The 16,248-nt window shown below is 63.4% G+C and carries 14 protein-coding genes and 1 tRNA gene; 9 read left to right on the forward strand and 6 right to left on the reverse strand.

Features of this window, described 5'->3' with window-relative positions; all coding sequences use genetic code 11:
• The first annotated feature begins 21 nt into the window (after window positions 1–21).
• Window positions 22–98, forward strand: a tRNA-Ile gene (locus R0382_RS10245).
• Window positions 99–208: 110 nt separating this feature from the next.
• Here R0382_RS10245 and R0382_RS10250 read toward each other — a convergent pair.
• Complete coding sequence (locus tag R0382_RS10250) at window positions 209–721, reverse strand: MarR family winged helix-turn-helix transcriptional regulator (RefSeq protein WP_432719495.1); 513 nt, start codon at window positions 719–721, stop codon at window positions 209–211.
• 75 nt (window positions 722–796) lie between these two features.
• Between R0382_RS10250 and R0382_RS10255 the strand changes: the two genes are divergently transcribed.
• From R0382_RS10255 to R0382_RS10275, 5 genes are all read left to right on the forward strand, one after another.
• On the forward strand, window positions 797–1,690 hold the full coding sequence (locus tag R0382_RS10255) for an EamA family transporter (RefSeq protein WP_432719496.1): 894 nt from the start codon (window positions 797–799) through the stop codon (window positions 1,688–1,690).
• Window positions 1,691–1,733: 43 nt separating this feature from the next.
• The gene (locus R0382_RS10260; RefSeq protein ID WP_432719497.1) at window positions 1,734–2,351 is read left to right on the forward strand and encodes a nitroreductase family protein; all 618 of its coding nucleotides are present in this window, start codon (window positions 1,734–1,736) and stop codon (window positions 2,349–2,351) included.
• A 268-nt stretch (window positions 2,352–2,619) separates the two neighbouring features.
• The gene (locus tag R0382_RS10265) at window positions 2,620–3,060 is read left to right on the forward strand and encodes an OmpA family protein (protein WP_432719498.1); all 441 of its coding nucleotides are present in this window, start codon (window positions 2,620–2,622) and stop codon (window positions 3,058–3,060) included.
• 38 nt (window positions 3,061–3,098) lie between these two features.
• Window positions 3,099–3,548 carry a hypothetical protein gene (locus R0382_RS10270; protein WP_432719499.1) on the forward strand — a complete coding sequence of 150 codons (450 nt, stop codon included), beginning with the start codon at window positions 3,099–3,101 and terminating at the stop codon, window positions 3,546–3,548.
• A gap of 136 nt (window positions 3,549–3,684) precedes the next feature.
• On the forward strand, window positions 3,685–3,879 hold the full coding sequence (locus R0382_RS10275; RefSeq protein ID WP_432719500.1) for a hypothetical protein: 195 nt from the start codon (window positions 3,685–3,687) through the stop codon (window positions 3,877–3,879).
• Between the two features lie 94 nt (window positions 3,880–3,973).
• Here the strand turns inward: R0382_RS10275 and R0382_RS10280 are convergent, their stop codons facing one another.
• Both R0382_RS10280 and R0382_RS10285 read right to left on the reverse strand, forming a co-directional pair.
• Window positions 3,974–5,632: a chitinase gene (locus tag R0382_RS10280; RefSeq protein ID WP_432719501.1), complete on the reverse strand. Its 1,659-nt coding sequence runs from the start codon at window positions 5,630–5,632 to the stop codon at window positions 3,974–3,976.
• A gap of 70 nt (window positions 5,633–5,702) precedes the next feature.
• Entirely contained in the window at window positions 5,703–8,219 is a 2,517-nt protein-coding gene (locus R0382_RS10285) for a glycosyl hydrolase family 18 protein (RefSeq protein WP_432719502.1), read from the reverse strand.
• A gap of 349 nt (window positions 8,220–8,568) precedes the next feature.
• Between R0382_RS10285 and earP the strand changes: the two genes are divergently transcribed.
• A complete protein-coding gene (earP, locus tag R0382_RS10290) occupies window positions 8,569–9,732 on the forward strand; it encodes an elongation factor P maturation arginine rhamnosyltransferase EarP (protein ID WP_432719503.1) in 1,164 nt (387 codons plus the stop codon).
• Window positions 9,733–9,778: 46 nt separating this feature from the next.
• A complete protein-coding gene (efp, locus tag R0382_RS10295) occupies window positions 9,779–10,345 on the forward strand; it encodes an elongation factor P (protein WP_432719504.1) in 567 nt (188 codons plus the stop codon).
• Between the two features lie 65 nt (window positions 10,346–10,410).
• Here the strand turns inward: efp and R0382_RS10300 are convergent, their stop codons facing one another.
• The 3 genes from R0382_RS10300 to R0382_RS10310 all read right to left on the reverse strand — a co-directional run bounded on the left by R0382_RS10300 (window position 10,411) and on the right by R0382_RS10310 (window position 15,165).
• Window positions 10,411–11,514 carry a M48 family metalloprotease gene (locus R0382_RS10300; RefSeq protein ID WP_432719505.1) on the reverse strand — a complete coding sequence of 368 codons (1,104 nt, stop codon included), beginning with the start codon at window positions 11,512–11,514 and terminating at the stop codon, window positions 10,411–10,413.
• Between the two features lie 149 nt (window positions 11,515–11,663).
• Complete coding sequence (locus tag R0382_RS10305) at window positions 11,664–13,694, reverse strand: glycosyl hydrolase family 18 protein (RefSeq protein ID WP_432719506.1); 2,031 nt, start codon at window positions 13,692–13,694, stop codon at window positions 11,664–11,666.
• Between the two features lie 679 nt (window positions 13,695–14,373).
• Complete coding sequence (locus tag R0382_RS10310) at window positions 14,374–15,165, reverse strand: glucose 1-dehydrogenase (protein ID WP_432719507.1); 792 nt, start codon at window positions 15,163–15,165, stop codon at window positions 14,374–14,376.
• A gap of 123 nt (window positions 15,166–15,288) precedes the next feature.
• Between R0382_RS10310 and R0382_RS10315 the strand changes: the two genes are divergently transcribed.
• A complete protein-coding gene (locus R0382_RS10315; protein ID WP_432719508.1) occupies window positions 15,289–16,173 on the forward strand; it encodes a LysR family transcriptional regulator in 885 nt (294 codons plus the stop codon).
• Window positions 16,174–16,248: the final 75 nt, after the last annotated feature.

The following is a 16,248-nucleotide window of genomic DNA, read 5'->3' on the forward strand; positions in this document are numbered from 1 at the left end:
GATAGGCCCCCTTTACGGTGCGGGCCTTTAGCTCAGTCGGTTAGAGCAGAGGACTCATAATCCTTTGGTCGTGGGTTCGAGCCCCACAGGGCCCACCATGAATGAAAGGCGTTACGCATTGCGTAACGCCTTTTTCTTTGCCCGTTGCTCGGTCTGCAGCAGCCTTGAGACCCCGGACAACGGTTGCGAGTGCCTGTGTACGGCGGGTCTACGCGCCGTCGGGCTCCAGCGCGGCCAGCAGCTGTGCCAGATGGGCATCCAGTGCAGCAAGGTCTTCGGCGCCGATCGGGGCCAGGATCCGCCGTTCGTTCTCGATGTGCGCTTCGACCGCCCGGTCGATCTGCGCCAGCCCCGCGTCGGTCAGCTGCACCAGCAGGCTGCGCGCGTCGTCCGGGTTGGGCAGGCGGGTGATCCAGCCGCCGGCCTCGAGTTTCTGCAGGCGGTGGGTCATCGTGCCGGAGGTGATCATCAGCGCGGAGAACAGCGCGGTGGGTGCCAGGCAGTGTGGCTCGCCGGCGCGACGCAGTGTGGCCAGCACGTCGAACTCCCAGCTGCTCATGCCGAATTCGGCGAAGGTCTCATCGAGCCGCCGCTGCAGCAGCGCGGCACAGCGGCGCACGCGGCCGATCGGCCCCATCGGGCTGGCGTCCAGATCCGGACGTTCGCGCCGCCACTGCGCAAGGATGTTGTCGACGGCATCCGGCCGTTTCCCGGTTTTCATGATTGGACTCCATTTGTCTTGACTTCAAGATAATTCAGCGACACACTGAGTTTATCTTGATATCGAGATATTATCATGTCGACAACGCGCAATGCTTCCGTCTGGCCCGATGTCGCGCTGACCGCGCTGGCGCCGGCCATCTGGGGTTCGACCTACATCGTCGCGACTGCGATCCTGCCGCCGGACCGGCCGTTCACCGCAGCCTTGCTGCGGACACTGCCGGCCGGACTGGCACTCACCCTGCTGGTACGGCGCCTGCCGGCCCGACGGGACTGGGGGCGGCTGGCGGTGCTGGCTGCGCTGAACATCGGTTTTTTCCAGACCCTGCTGTTCGTCGCTGCCTACCGCCTGCCCGGTGGGCTGGCCGCCGTGCTCGGGGCAATACAGCCGCTGCTGGTGATGGGCCTCGTCTGGGCGATCGACCGGCAGCAGCCGGCCAGCCTGTCGCTGGGCGCCGGTGTGCTCGGCGTGCTGGGCATGGGGGCGCTGCTGCTGTCGCCGGGGGCGGTGTGGGATACCGTCGGCATCGCGGCTGCGCTGGCCGGTGCGGCCTGCATGGCGACCGGCACCTATCTGGCGCGGCGCTGGCGGCCGGATGTGCCGGTACTGGCCTTCACCGGCTGGCAGTTGCTGGCCGGCGGGCTGATGCTGCTGCCGGTGGCCGGGCTCCTCGATCCGCCTCTACCGTCGCTGAGCCTGACGCAAGTGCTCGGCTACGCCTACCTGTCGGTCTTCGGCGCCATGCTGACCTACGTGCTGTGGTTCCGCGGCCTTGCCCGCCTGTCCCCGGTCGCGGTGTCGTCGCTGGGTCTGCTCAGCCCGCTGACCGCTGTCATTCTCGGCTGGGCGCTGCTGGGGCAGCGCATGAATGCCGTCTCGCTGGCCGGACTGGTCACGGTGCTCGGCAGCATCCTCGTCGTGCAGTGGGCGTCGAGCCAGACGCAGGCGGTGCCTGTCGCAAGAACGTGAATTCCCCCGTGCAGTTCAAATTCGGTTCCAGAAGGAGCAAGCCATGTTCGAGATTGTCAAAACCCTGATCGAAACCCGTGCCTCCACCGGCCAGTACGATGCCAGCCGGCCGGTTTCCGACGACACCGTGAAAGAGCTGGTGCGTCTGGCCACCCGTGCCCCGTCGGCCTACAACTTCCAGAACTGGAGGTTCATCGCGGTGCGTTCGGCCGGTGCCAAGGTCCGCCTGCAGGCGGTGGCCTACGGCCAGCCCCAGGTGGTCGATGCGCCGGTGACCTTCATCATCTGCGGCACGCTCGCCGCATATGAAGGATTGCCGGGGGCCCTGCAGCCGGCGCTCGACGCGGGCATCCTCAAGCCGGCGACCGTCGACAGCTGGGTGGCCCAGGCCAGCGGAAGCCATCGCGACAACCCGCAGCTGCAGCGTGACGAAGCCGTGCGCTCGGCGTCGCTCGCGGCGATGACGCTGATGTTTGCCGCGCAGGGCATGGGGCTGGCGACCGGTGCCATGAGCGGTTTCGAGCCCGAAGGCGTGGTCCGGGAATTCGGGCTTGGCGACGACGAGGTACCGGTGATGCTCGTGACCGCCGGTTATCCGAGGGCGGGCAACTGGCCGCAAAAGCCGCGCAAGGCGCTGGACGAGGTCATGCAGTTTGCCTGAACGGCGTTTGACGCCGCCGGGCCGCGCCGAAGCGGAATGATGCCGGCTGCCGTCGCGGCCGGTTTGCGGCATTGCACCTGGCGCCTGCGAGCCGCGAGATCGGTGATGTGAACTTTTTATGGCTTTCAGTGACAGATATTTGGTGATCTGGTGACAGAAATTGATCGGCTTGCAAGCGGTTGTTCGTCGCTTCACCTTTCTGTACGCCCTATGCCAACCCCGTATGGACGGGGTTGCTTTCCATCGTGTTCGCTGAATTGGAGGTTTTATGTCCCGCCTGGCTGTCGTGATCGCCGCCGTTTTGTTGTCCGCATGTGCGCAGAATCCATCGTCCAATGCTGAAGCCGCGCAGGGCAAGCCATCAGCCAAGGCAACGTCGACCGACGCCGCCAAGGCCACAGCTACGCCGAGCGCGGCGGCGCGCGTTGATCCTTCGCTGATCACTTTCGCGACCCAAAGCGTCAAGCTCGACGAAGCGGCGCAGGCGCAGCTGCGCCTGCTGCTGGATCAGGCATCGGCAGCCAAACGCATCGTCATTACCGGTTACTGCGATCGCAAGGACATCGGCAATGCCAAGGCGGCGGCGGTGGCGCGGGCCAATAAAGTCAAGAATGCGCTGGTGAAGCTTGGCGTGTCGCCGAAGAAGATCAGGGTGAAGTACTCCACCGAAGAAGCACAGCACGCGGCCAAGGTCGATTTCCCGGGTTGATCCGATCCTGGGCAACGGCATGAGGAAAGAGTGAGTCCATGGCGAAACGCAGTAGAGCCGAACGGCTCGCGGCAATGTCGCCGGAAGAGCGGGAGGCATTCGCGCTGGCCAACGAGGGCATTCGTTTGGGTGCAGAGGGGCATAAGGCGGCGAGCCTGCTGCAGTGGCAAGCCGCCGCCGAGATCGCCGACCTGCATTTGCGGCACCGGTCGATCCGCTACTGGATTCACGGCGGCCGGGCGGAAGCGCTGTTCGCGAACGGCCGCTTCCGCGAGTGTGTAGAGGCCGCGCTGATCGCCCGCGATTTCTGCCTGTCGATCCGCCAGCCTGCCGCTTCATTGTGGATTGCCAAGTCGCTGCTGGCGCTCGGGGCGGCCCGGCAGGCTGCGCCGTATCTGCAGGAAGTACATGGCTTGGTCGGCGAGCAGTTTTACGCGGCGATCGATGTCGATCATCATCCGCAGGTGCGGGCCCTGCTGGCGATATGAAGCCGGTGCCGGTCGCTCAGGCCGGTGTCGGCATCGAACCGGCCATCGTCGGCGCGAAGATTAGGGTTCTTACCGATGGCTTCATTTGACGATGTATGTTGCCATTCGCAACGTTTTTGCTTGCGGTGGTGGCTGGATGAGCCAGACGGATTTGAGTTTGCGCAGCCATGCGCTTGGCAGCGTGTGCAGAAGTGGTGATGTGTGCCCGCAGGCCGGGCTGTGGAAATGCTTGGCGAGCAAACCGCAGTCGCGGATTGTCCAGAAGAACGAACGTTTTCCGGATGTCGACGGCCGCGCGGTTTTCTGGCATCTGGCCGGCTATATCGGCTGAGGGGCATGGTCGTGACAAGGGCGCCGCTGCTGCGGCGCCCTTGTGCTGTCGCATGTGGCGAGGCGCCACCGTTCTGGCGGCGCCCGGATGCGATTTATTGCGGCAGTGCGTTGAAGTAGGCGCGGTGCTGGGTCGAGAATTCAAAGTTGTTGAATTTGTCCCAGTTGACCGACCACGTCATCAGCCCGCGCAGGCCCGGGTAGGCCGCTGAAGGCTTGTAGTTACCGCAACCGGCCGCCTTCATCAGGCAGTTCAGTGCCGTCTGCACGTCGGCCACGCTGGTGAAGCCGCCACCGGCGTTGCCATTGGCCGGCAGGCCGATGGCGATCTGCTCCGGACGCAGCGCCGGGAACTGGAAGTTCGTCCCTGCGACCTTGAAGCCCTTCAGCAGCATGTCGGTCATCGCGACGTGGAAGTCGGCGTTGCCCATCGTGTGGTACTGGTTGTCGAGGCCGGTGATCGGGCCCGAGTTGTAGTCCTGCACGTGCAGCAGGGTCAGATCGTTGCGCAGCGCGTAGATCACCGGCAGGTAGGCGCCGGCGCGGGTGTCGCAACCCGAGCAGTTGCCGCCGTAGAAGGCGTAACCGAGCTGGACGAAGAACGTTTCCGGCGCCATGGTCAGCGTGAACTTGCTGCCGTACTTGGCCTTGAGCTGCTTGAGCGCGTTGATCAGGTTGACGATCACCGGCGTGGTCGGATTGGCGACGTCGTTGTCACCGGCGTTCAGCTGCAGCGAATGACCTTCGAAATCGACGTCCAGACCATCCAGACCATAACGATCGATGATCGCCGAGACCGATGCGACGAAAGCGTCGCGTGCCGCTGCAGATTCCAGCCGGACCTGACCATTGGCGCCACCGATCGAGATCTGCACCTTCTTGCCTTGTGCCTGCTTGGCCTTGATCGCGGCGATGAAGTCGGCTTCGGATTCGACATTCGGGCACTCGGCAACCGAGCACAGCTTGAACGCGACCTGGCCGCTGGTCGACGACGTCGGTTCGGCGAAGGACAGATTGATCACATCCCATTTGTCCGAGACATCCGCCATGCGGATATAGCCCGAGCCGTTGGCGAAGCTGGCGTGCAGATAGCCGACCAGCACGTGCTTGGGCAGGCCGTCGTTACCCGGGATAGGAGTCGGTGTCGGTGTCGGTGTCGGAGTCGGAGTCGGTGTCGGAGTCGGAGTCGGAGTCGGAGTCGGAGTCGGTGTCGGTGTCGGTGTCGGTGTCGGTGTCGGAGTCGGGGGCGGGGTCGGGCTGACCGGGCCGCAGGCGCCCATGTCATTCCACGCCTTGCCGTCGCCGACATTGCTCGACGGCACGTCGCCCTGTGTCCACCACTTGGCCGAGTAGGTGCGACCGTTGTAGCTGACCGTGGCACCACCGTTGTACGCGGTACTGCTGTTCCAGGCTGCAGCGGTGCAGCTGCCCGATGGCGTCGGCGTCGGGGTCGGCGTCGGCGTCGGGGTCGGGGTCGGCGTCGGGGTCGGCGTCGGGGTCGGAGTCGGAGTCGGAGTCGTGCCGGTGGTGACACCGAGATCCTTCCACAGCGTCGGCGTCGACGATGGCGTCCAGCCGGCGCCGGTATAGGCGGTGTGGGTGACGAGGGCCTGATAATCATGGCCGGCGTAGCTGACGGTGGTGCCGGCGGTGTAGGTGCTGCCTTCCTGCCAGGCGGGGGCGGCGTGGGCGGCCATGATGCCGGCGGCGAAGACGACGCCTGCGAGCAGGCGGGTCAGAAGTTTCGCTTGCATGGGTGTGTTCCTGTCCTTGAACGAACAAAAGCACCCCGGCGTGAACCGGGGTGCGAGTGGGTGATGCGGATTACTTGATCGACTTGATCAGGTCCTGGCACTCGGCTGCAGTGACGTTCTCGCCGCAAGTGGCGATCTGGTTCTGCGGCTTGCCATCAGCGGTGTCGGTCACGAGCGTGTTGCCCAGCACGTGGTTGACGGCGTTGAGGTTGTAGCCGTTGTCCTGTTCGATCTGCCAGAAGAACACCCCGCCCAGGCCCTTGTCCTTGGCGTACTGCGCCTTCAGACCCGCGGTACGCGGTGTTTCGAGCGAGATGTACGACCAGCCGCTGGCGCCGACCGGGTTCACCGCGTAGTCGGCGTTAGCCGCCTTGTCGGTGTACAGGTGGTAGCCATTGCGCGGCTTGAGGTCGCGGTCGAAGTAGTTCTGGTACAGGTCATAGCCTTCGACTACGCCGGCTTCCCAGCTGCCGACGCCGGCGATGCCGGTGATGAAGGCGGCACCGGTCCAGTTCGGATCGCCGAAGTGCGAATCACCCTTCAGGCCGTTGGTGTACTCGGTGATGTCGCCCGGCAGGATGGCTTTGCTGCGGTGGTAGTTGGCCACGCCGATCATCATCTTGTTGAACGGCACACCGTACTGGCGGTTCAGGTACTCGATCATCCAGCTGGCCGACGAACCCGTGGACGAACCGTTGGCGTTCGGGTTGTTGTTCAGCGGGGTGTGGTGGCTGATGTTGCGTTCCCATGCGCCAGTCAGGTCATAGGTCATCACATACAGCCGGTCGAGATACTGGTTGATCTCGGTCCACGCCAGCTTGTCGATCTTGCCCTGGGTGGCCGGGATCGCCGACGACAGGCGATATTTCTTGCCGGTCTTGACGGTGAGCCAGTCCATGGCCGCGCGCAGATCCTTCAACAGCTGCAGATAGTTCTGCGGATCATCGGCCCGTGCCATGCCGGGGACCGCACCATCGCTGGCCGGGTATTCCCAGTCGATATCGATGCCGTCGAAGTCATAGCGTTCGAGGAAGGCCACGATCGAATCGACGAAGACCTTGCGACGAGTCGGGTCGGACGCCATCCACGGGAAGCCTTCCGACAGCGTCCAGCCGCCGACCGACAGGTCGAGCTTCAGCGCCGGGTTGGCCTTGCGCAGGTTGTACAGCACGCCGAACACGCCGCCGACATCGTCCTTGCCGATCTCGTACATGCCTTCGGTGCCCGAGATCTTCGCGACCTGGCCGCCCGGCTGGTTGCGCAGGAACGCGGCCTCGTAGTCGGCCATCGCCATCGCGCCGTCCGGCAGCTTGGTCGTGCCGAGACCGCAAGTGCGGTTGACCGCGGCCGGTGCGGTGGTCGGGAAGCCCGGATCCTGGGTGTTCTTGGCCGCCGGGAAGCAGATGCCGGCAAAGCCGTAGACCAGACGATCGAGGTTTTTCACCGGCAGCTTGCTGAAGTCGAAGCGGCGGCCGTAGATCGCCCAGTCACCCAGGTAGGCCACGCGTTCCTGACCGGCCTGCGTGCTGTAGACGTTGTGTTGCAGCGCCAGGCTGCCCGGAGCCAGCTTGGCGACGCGGGCGCCGGTGTCCGAATCGAAGCCCGGATGGTTGCCGCCCGGATCGGTGGCCGGATTGATGCCGCCACGGGTGCCGGCCGGTGCGGTCGACGCGGTGTTGGCGATGCGGGCAGTACCGATCGCGCCGGCCGGTTTGACCACGCCCGAATTCGGGTTGCCGGTCACCGGGACGGCGGCGCCGTAGTTGACATTGTTCGGCACGGTCACCGGGCACAGATCGCCCTTCGGCACGCCGACGATTTTCCACTGGTTGGTGTAAACGGTGCTGTCCGGCGGGATCGCGTAGGTATCGACCAGTGCCTCGTACGCGGCACCCTTGTAGCCGACGACCTTGCCCTTCGGATAAATCTTGTTCGAGACCCAGTCCGGTGCGCAGAACGGCGCGGTTGGTGCCGGCGTCGGCGTCGGGCCGCCCGGCGTCGGTGCCGGGGTCGCGCAAACGCTGTCCGGTTGCCACAACGCCGCGACGTTCGCCGGCTCCCAGCCGGTTTGCGCTGTGTGGGTCACCAGTGCCTTGTAGCTGTTGCCGTTGTACAGCACCGATTGGCCGGCGCTGACCGCCAGACCGGATTTCCACACCGAGCAGGCCGACGGCGCAGGGGTCGGCACGGGCGTCGGCGCCGGGGTGGGGGCAGGCGTCGGTGCCGGCGTTGGCACCGGGCTTGGTTTGGGCGTCGGCGCTGGCGTGGGGGCCGGTGTCGGTACGGGTGTCGGCACCGGGGTGGGGGCTGGCGTCGGTGCCGGGGTCGGCGTTGGCGTCGGGGTACCGCCGGTGACGCCGAGGTCTTTCCACAGCGTCGGCGTCGACGCCGGATTCCAGCCGGCGCCGGTATAGGCGGTATGGGTGACCAGCGCCTGATAGTCGTGGCCGTTGTAACTCACGGTGGTGCCGGCGGTATAGGTATTGCCTTCCTGCCAGGCTGGTGCCGCGTGGGCGATCATGACGCCGGCAGCCATCAGCAAAGCCGCGCAAAGCCGGGCGGCTCTGGCATGTTGTTTTTTGTTCATCGTGCTCCGTCCTACTTGTTGTTGATTGAATGGCCTCAGGTAGCGAATCAGTTTCGCGACATGAACATTCATTTTTTCTGTCTATCCGCTTTGCCTCAATGCCTTGCACACCCCGAATATCACGCCGAAACAGCCGGTTATCCAATTGGTATCAAACCGGCAGGGGCGTTGAGACCTGTTGCTGTCCGGGCCGTGGCGCTTGCTGCGCAGGCGTCGGGGCGGATCGGGTAAAATTCGCCGCGATACCATTTCAAGGATGGGCCGCCGAACGGTAAGAACCGATCGACGACCTGTACGTCTACCCAATGTATTTCTTCATTTCCGGCCGATTGCCATGGATTGCCAAGCCATGCTCGAACGACTGCCTCTGGAGCGCGAAGTGACTGCGCGCCGCTGGGATGTGTTCTGCAAAGTGGTCGACAACTTTGGCGATATCGGCGTCTGCTGGCGGCTGGCGCGCCAGTTGCACGACGAGTTCGGCATTCACGTCGTGCTGTGGCTGGACGATCCGGCCAGCCTGGCCCGTTTGTGCCCGGATGCCTCGGCGCATGCGCGCACGCAATGGCTGCATGGCGTCACCGTCGAGCGCTGGGACGACGCAACCGTCGTCGACGAACTCGGTGAAGTGCTCATCGAGGCATTTGCCTGTTCGGTGCCGGCGTCGGTCGTCGCCCTGATGCGCGCGCCGCAGGCTACGCCACCGGTCTGGCTGAATCTGGAATACCTCTCGGCCGAACAGTGGGTGGCGGGCTGCCACCAGCTGGCCAGCCCGCAGGGGCATGGCTTGCAGAAATTCTTCTTCTTTCCGGGCTTCACTGCTGAAACCGGCGGCTTGATCGCCGAGCGCGAAATGCGTGCCGCCCGGGCTGGCTGGGGTGAACACGCGCGTGCGCACTTCCTTGACTCGCTGGGCGTCCAGCCACGCGCTGGCGCACTACTGACGTCCTTGTTCGCTTACGAAAACGACGCGCTCGCCGAGCTGCTCGACGCCTGGGCGACCGGTGCCGCGCCGATGCATTGCCTGGTGCCCGAAGGTCGCGTCTTGCCGCAGCTGCAGGCGTGGCTCGGCGAGGCGGTGACCGCGGGGGCGACGCGCGAGCGGGGGGCGTTGACGATCAGCGTGCTGCCTTTCGTCAGTCAGGCCGATTACGATCGCTTGTTGTGGAGTTGCGACCTCAATTTCGTCCGTGGCGAAGACAGCTTCGTGCGGGCACAGTGGGCGCGGACGCCGCTGGTCTGGCACATCTACCGCCAGGCCGACGGCGCGCATCTGGAGAAACTCGATGCTTGGCTGGCGCTGTACCTGGCCGATCTGCCGGCGGCGACGCGGGCGGCGGCAACGGCGTTTATCCGTGCATGGAATCTTGGCCAAGGCGCTGGCGCCGCATGGCCGGCCTTTGCCGCTGCGCTGCCGCAGCTGCGCGATTACGCCGGCATCTGGGCCGAACGTCTGCTCGCCAACGGCAATTTGGCCGACAATCTGGTCAACTTCGTGCGGGCCAAGCTAAAATAGCGAGTTATTTCAAACTCCAACCGCCTTTGCTGTTCAGGAATCCTGCATGAAAACCGCACAAGAAGTCCGTCCCGGCAACGTGATCATGGTCGACGGCCAGCCGCTCGTCGTTCAAAAAGCCGAATACAACAAGTCCGGCCGCAACTCCGCCGTCGTGAAAATGAAGATGAAGAACCTGCTGTCCGACGGCGCGTCGGAAGCGGTGTACAAGGCCGACGACAAGTTCGACGTCGTCGTCCTCGACAAGAAGGAATGCACCTACTCGTACTTCGCTGACCCGATGTACGTGTTCATGGACACCGAGTTCAACCAGTACGAAGTCGAAGCCGAAAACGTCGGCGAAGCCGTCAACTTCATCGTCGATGGCATGGAAGACCTCTGTGAAGTGACCTTCTACGAAGGCAAGGCGATCTCGGTCGAGCTGCCGACGACCATCGTCCGCGAAATCGAATACACCGAACCGGCCGTCCGCGGCGACACGTCGGGCAAGGTCATGAAGCCGGGCAAGCTGAAGGGCTCGGGCTACGAGCTGCCGGTGGCGGCCTTCATCGACATCGGTGACCGCATCGAAATCGATACCCGCACCTACGAGTTCAAGAAGCGCGCTGCCTAAGCGTCACTTGCGCCCAATACAAAACGGCCACCTTCGGGTGGCCGTTTTGCATGATTGCTACCGGTTTATTCCTTGCTGCCGGTCGGCTGGCGGGCGACGATTTCCCGCTGGACCGCTTCCAGCGCGGCGCGTGCTTCGATTGCCTGCTTTTCGGCCTCAGCCAGATCTTCGGCCTCGCTTTTCTCTGCCGCGGTGACGGCATGCTCGGCGGCGGCTGCCACATTGGCTTCTTCACTGCTGTAGTCGTCGTGCGACAGGCCAAGCGATGCCTCGGCCGCACGTTGCTGGTACTGCTTGTAGGCCGGGATTGCCACCGCCGCCATGATGCCGATCATCGCGACGAGGATCAGTGAACCGGCTGCGCCGGTGCCGGCGTTCGGGACGAACAGCGCCAGTACGAAGGCCAGCGGATTGCGCTTGGGCATGTTCGGTTCGCGGCCAGCCGACAGTTCCTGGACGGCGTACATGCGCTTGGTCAGCCACGGGTAGCTCGACACCAGCTCGTGGAACGACATCCAGAAACCGCGCGACCAGTCGATCTGGCCGCTGTAGCGCTGGGCATCGACCTGGGCGTAGCTGCCGCCAGCGGCGAGCGTGGCGATGGCGCGTTGCGCGTTGAGCGGGTTGTCGCAGCAGGCAAGGCCATGGCGATCGCAGGTGTATTCCTGAGCGCGGCGGTAGGCGGCACCAAGGAAGGGAATCCAGCTGACGATCATCAGGAACGGCGACCAGTTCAGATGGTTGCGGCGCAGGTGGCCGAGTTCGTGGCCGATGTAGAAGTCGATCGCCTCCGGGTGGTCTTCGAGTGCATCGAGCACCGACGAGAACAGCACGATATAGCGGCGGCCGAGGAATTTGGTCGCCAGTGCGTTGAGCATGCCGTCGGCCTGCAGCACGAAGGCCTCGGGCACGTCGCGGATCTCCAGTTTGCGCGCGCAGTGCTGGATACGCTGATACAGCTGCGGCAGCTGCGCGTCAGTGACGTGAACCGCGGTGCCGCGTAGGTAGGAAATGAAGGCCGACTGGGTCACGAGATAAACCAGAAAGCCCATCAGCACATACAAGAGCGCGATGCCGAGCGTGCCGAGAATCAGCGCCAGCCAGACGATGCTGGCCAGCACGACCATCACCGCGAACAGCGTCTTCTCTTTTGCGTAAACCAGATTCATGCGTCTTCTCCTGTTGATCGGACAAAAACAGCCATGCTGGCGAAACATTTCATTTCTGGAAAGCAATTTGACGGTAATTGTTGGAATTCTGCCGCCATGAAAAAAGCCCCGGCCAGGCCGGGGCTATCAATGATGGAGGCACTACACGCTTACGGATTGATCTTGGCCATGGCCTTGGTCAACGTTGCGTTGGCGTCGTCGCCGTCCAGCGACCAGCTGAACAGACCGCCGAGACCATTGGCCTTGACGTAGTCGGCCTTGGTTGCGATCACTGCCGAATCGTCGTAGCTGTAGAACGTATCGCTGTCGAACTTCCACAGCTGCTTGGTCACCGGGTGGACATAGGTCTGGCCCGGTGCGTTCACCAGCAGGCGGTAGTCCTGATAGCCCGGCTCGTCGCACGGCGTGGCGTAGCACTTGCCGGCCTTGGTGCCGGTCTGGTACAGACCATTGCCGTTCGGACCCGCCGGTACACCGCTCCAGCCGCGACCGTAGTACGGGATGCCGACGTTGAGCTTGTTGGCCGGCATGCCGTTCTGGATCAGATACTTGATCGCATAGTCGGTGTTGTAATACTGCGCCGGCGTACCCGCGTACGGATCGGCCGGATCGGCGAACAGGTTCGAATGGAAGGTCGCTGCACCCGGCAGTTCCCACGAGCCGTGATAGTCGTAGTTCATCACGTTGACCCAGTCCAGGTACTGGCTGTACTTGGCCGGCTCGGTGTTGTCGATCTTGTCCTTGCCGGCGCCGATCGCTGCGGTCAGCACGTAGTGCTTGCCGTTGGTGTTGCCGATCGCGTCGAGCTGGCTGCGGAACTCGGCCATCAACAAGGTGAAGTTCTGCTTGTCGGCCGCGCTGCTGGTGTTGTACGGCTGACCGCCACCGCCCGGGTATTCCCAGTCGATATCGATGCCGTCGAAGATGCCCGCAGCGGCGCCTGCGCCACCGGCCGGATCGCCACCCGACTTCTTCAGGTTGCCCTTGATGTACACATCAATGCACGAGCTCACCAGTGCCTTGCGGCCTGCGTCGGTTGCCGCAGCAGCCGAGAACCACTTGGACCAGGTCCAGCCGCCGAGCGAGATCACCACCTTCAGGTTCTGATACTTGGCCTTCAACTGCTTGAGCTGGTTGAAGTTGCCCTTGAGCTTGTTTTCCCAGACGTCGGCCACGCCGCTGACCGATTGGTTGGCCGCGTAATCCATCTGGTAATCGGCCCACGAATCGCCGCCGGTGCCGGCGTCCGAAGCGTTCGGGTTGGTCGCGCCCGGTTCGGCCTTGTTGATGCCGCTGTCGCACTTGTAGGTGCCGTCGGCCTGCTTGTAGATATTGCCGAACGAGTAGTTGATGAAGTCGAGCTTGGCGGCGGCGCCGCTGGTGTCGATTTCCTTCACGAAGTAGGCACGGTCATAGACGCCCCACTGGGTGAAGTACGAACCGGTCATCTTCTTGCCGGACGGTGTCGGGGCCGGTGTCGGCGCCGGTGTCGGAGCCGGTGTCGGAGCGGGTGTCGGAGCCGGTGTCGGAGCAGGCGTCGGAGCAGGCGTCGGAGCAGGCGTCGGAGTAGGCGTCGGAGCAGGCGTCGGAGCAGGCGTCGGAGCCGGTGTCGGAGCCGGTGTCGGAGCCGGTGTCGGGGCAGGTGTCGGGGTGCTGCCGCAGACGCCGAGGTCGGTCCACGGTTGGCCTTCGCCGACGCTGCTCGACGGCACGTTGCCCTGTGTCCACCACTTAGCCTGATAGTTGCGGCCGTTGTAGGTCACTTTGGCGCCGCCGTTGTAGGCGGTGCTGCTCGACCAGGCCGCGTAGCAGACACCCGACGGTGTCGGCGCTGGTGTCGGCGCCGGCGTTGGGGCGGGGGTCGGAGCTGGTGTCGGTGCGGGTGTGGGGGTCGCGGTCGGCGTCGGTGCCGGGGTAGGCGTTGCGGTCGGAGTCGGGCTCGGGGTGCCGGTGCTGGCACCGATCAGCTTCCACAGCGTCGGGCTCGAAGCCGGATTCCAGTTGGCGCCGACGTAGGCGGTGTGGGTCACCAGCGCTTGGTAATCATTGCCGCTGTAGGACACATAAGTGCCGGCGGTATAGGTCTGACCTTCCTGCCATGCCGGGTAGGCGGCAAAGGCTTGTACAGCGAACAGGGCCGCAGGGAGCGCGGCCAGGGCAAAGCGACGGTGGTGCAACATTGCTGTCAATCTCCTTCCGAGGAATGGAAACCGGGGGATGTGTATTGGTCTTATCCCGGTGCGATTGTCGCCATCACGGGCAACAGTCGAGCATTAGCTTCGATGCGACAGTCCGGCGTCAATCGGCGCGATGGAGGAGGGGCGGGCTGGGATGTTGCGATGCAGTAATCGTGGCTAAGGGAAACTACTTTTCCAGATGGAGATGATGTTTGTTTTCTACTTTAAAAACAGAGATGTATTTGACTTTATGCTGCTGAAGAAATGTAGTTAATTGGACAATTCGTATTGGATTTTGCGGTGCTTGCTACGGTTGACAGCCATTGGTCGTGGACTAATGGCCGGCGCAGCGTCGTGCCGATGACGCAGCCCACCGAACGGTGACAAGGTGCCCGTCATGTGACGTCTGCATCGAAGTGGTGTGGACGGTGGTCCAGAGTAAGACCAGTTGGGCGAGGACTGGCGTGGCAAGGAGCGAAAAAATGGCCTACGCCAAGGGCTGAATGCAAGTCGCTTAGCGGCCAATGCAGTGTTGTCCTCGGCTGGAGATTCCGGACGAAGCGCAAGCCACCTTCCGGCAGCGGCAGGGCCAGGTTGCGATCGATGTGCGTGGTCAGCCGGTCGCGGTAGATAACCATCCGCCGCGACCGGCTGTTCATGCTTTGGAATCTGCCGAGTGTGGTCAGGCGATCGAATAGCCGCCGTCGATGAGCAGGCCGTGGCCGGACACGAACGCCGCGTCATCCGAGGCGAGAAACGCGACGACGGTCGCGATTTCTTCGGCGGCGCCAGCCCGGCCGGGAACGGTAGCCGCGGCGAAAGCGTCCTTCGCCTCGGTGCTCGGCCAGATGCGATCCTGGAGTGGCGTGTCGATAATGCCGGGATTGACGGCATTGACGCGCACGCCCTGCTTGAACAGTTCGATCGCGGCCGTCTTGGTCAGGCCGAGCACGGCATGCTTGCTGGCGATATAGAGGCTGGCGTTGGCAAAGCCGATCACCCCGCCCATCGAGGCGTTATTGATGATGGTGCCGCCGCCCTGCGCGAGCATGGCCTTGGCCTCGTGTTTCATCGACCAGAACACGCCGCGCACGTTCGCATTGAAGATCGTGTCATAGGTTTCGTTGCTCTGCTCGACGAAGGGCGAGAGTGCGCCCTCGGTGCCGGCATTGTTGAAGGCGATATCGATACGGCCGTAGGTCGAGATTGTCTTTGCGACCAAATCGATCACATCCTGCTCAATGTTGATGTCGGCGACAGCGGCGCTTGCTTCGTGACCTTCGTCCTTGATCTCGGCGACAAGCGCCTCGATTTCGGACTGGCGGCGCGCGCTGGCGACCACTTTGGCGCCACGACGGGCGAGTTCGATGGCCGTGGCGCGGCCGATGCCGGAGCTCGCGCCGGTGACCAGGGCGACTTTTCCGGCAAGCGTTTGGGGGGGGACGGGAGTGCGCATTGATTTCTCCAGATTCAACAAGTTGGGCCAAAGGAACAGGAAGGTGCGGCTTTCCGCTTATTCCGTGGAGGCTATTCTGGAGATCGCTATTGATGCGATAAAGTAGCTAATCTTTCGTACGGTGCTGAATGGTGTTCATCAATGGAAAGTACTGAACTGGCCGAACTTGCCGCGTTTGCTGCGGTCGCGAAGCACCTGAGCTTCCGGCAGGCAGCCACCGAACGAGGCACCTCGTCCTCGGCGATGAGCCATTCGATACGCAGCCTCGAAACCCGAGTGGGGGTGCGCCTTTTTCATCGCACCACGCGCAGCGTTTCGCTGACCGAAGCCGGAGAAATGCTGTTTGCCCGACTGAGTCCGGCGCTGATGGACATGCGGGCCGCCGTGGACGACCTGAACTCATTCCGCGCTACGCCTTTCGGTACGGTCAGGATCAATGTGCCCAACTCGATCGCGCCCTTCGTACTCGGCGACGCGATGGAGGCGCTGCTGAAGGGGAATCCCGGACTGAAACTGGAAGTGGTCGCCACCGACTCGCTGATCGACATCGTCGAGGAAGGCTACGATGCGGGCATTCGTTTTGGTGAGCGTCTTTCGCAGGACATGATCGCGGTTCGGATCAAGTCGAGTTTCCGCTTTACCGTTGTCGGTTCGCCAAGCTATTTCGCGGGCAAGCAGATGCCGATCGCGCCGTATGAGCTGAAGCATCACACGTGTATCCGCTATGCCTTTCCGAGTGGCACGATATTCAATTGGGAGTTCTTCAAAAACGGCGAAATTGTTCGGGTCGAGGTAAACGGCCAATTGACGGTCGATAGTCAGGAGTTGATGGTGGACGCCGCGGCGCGAGGCTTGGGCCTGGCCTATGTCTGGGAGGATAGAGCGGCGCCTTACCTGCGAGACGGCCGGTTGACGGCCTGCCTCGAAGACTGGTGTGCCGTCGAAGAGGGCCTTTTTCTTTATTTTCCTAGCCGCAGGCACCAGTCTGCCGGGCTGAGGGCCTTGATCGAGGCGATGAAGGCATAGCTAGAACACGGGGCCAGGCCAATGGGTAGACGGCCCCGCCGTGGTTCAGCGCATTTCGGTGCAGGAGTGTCATGG

It is taken from the genome of Jeongeupia wiesaeckerbachi (genome assembly GCF_050916355.1).
Classification (GTDB): domain Bacteria; phylum Pseudomonadota; class Gammaproteobacteria; order Burkholderiales; family Chitinibacteraceae; genus Jeongeupia; species Jeongeupia wiesaeckerbachi.

Excerpts from the sequence above, each read along its gene's own strand:
- R0382_RS10285 (WP_432719502.1), bottom strand. The coding sequence starts at position 8,219 with ATGAACAAAAAACAACATGCCAGAGCCGCCCGGCTTTGCGCGGCTTTG.
- R0382_RS10275 (WP_432719500.1), top strand. The coding sequence starts at position 3,685 with ATGAGCCAGACGGATTTGAGTTTGCGCAGCCATGCGCTTGGCAGCGTG.
- R0382_RS10270 (WP_432719499.1), top strand. The coding sequence starts at position 3,099 with ATGGCGAAACGCAGTAGAGCCGAACGGCTCGCGGCAATGTCGCCGGAA.
- R0382_RS10255 (WP_432719496.1), top strand. The coding sequence starts at position 797 with ATGTCGACAACGCGCAATGCTTCCGTCTGGCCCGATGTCGCGCTGACC.
- R0382_RS10250 (WP_432719495.1), bottom strand. The coding sequence starts at position 721 with ATGAAAACCGGGAAACGGCCGGATGCCGTCGACAACATCCTTGCGCAG.
- R0382_RS10315 (WP_432719508.1), top strand. The coding sequence starts at position 15,289 with ATGGAAAGTACTGAACTGGCCGAACTTGCCGCGTTTGCTGCGGTCGCG.
- R0382_RS10280 (WP_432719501.1), bottom strand. The coding sequence starts at position 5,632 with ATGCAAGCGAAACTTCTGACCCGCCTGCTCGCAGGCGTCGTCTTCGCC.
- R0382_RS10300 (WP_432719505.1), bottom strand. The coding sequence starts at position 11,514 with ATGAATCTGGTTTACGCAAAAGAGAAGACGCTGTTCGCGGTGATGGTC.
- R0382_RS10260 (WP_432719497.1), top strand. The coding sequence starts at position 1,734 with ATGTTCGAGATTGTCAAAACCCTGATCGAAACCCGTGCCTCCACCGGC.
- efp (WP_432719504.1), top strand. The coding sequence starts at position 9,779 with ATGAAAACCGCACAAGAAGTCCGTCCCGGCAACGTGATCATGGTCGAC.
- R0382_RS10305 (WP_432719506.1), bottom strand. The coding sequence starts at position 13,694 with ATGTTGCACCACCGTCGCTTTGCCCTGGCCGCGCTCCCTGCGGCCCTG.
- earP (WP_432719503.1), top strand. The coding sequence starts at position 8,569 with ATGCTCGAACGACTGCCTCTGGAGCGCGAAGTGACTGCGCGCCGCTGG.
- R0382_RS10265 (WP_432719498.1), top strand. The coding sequence starts at position 2,620 with ATGTCCCGCCTGGCTGTCGTGATCGCCGCCGTTTTGTTGTCCGCATGT.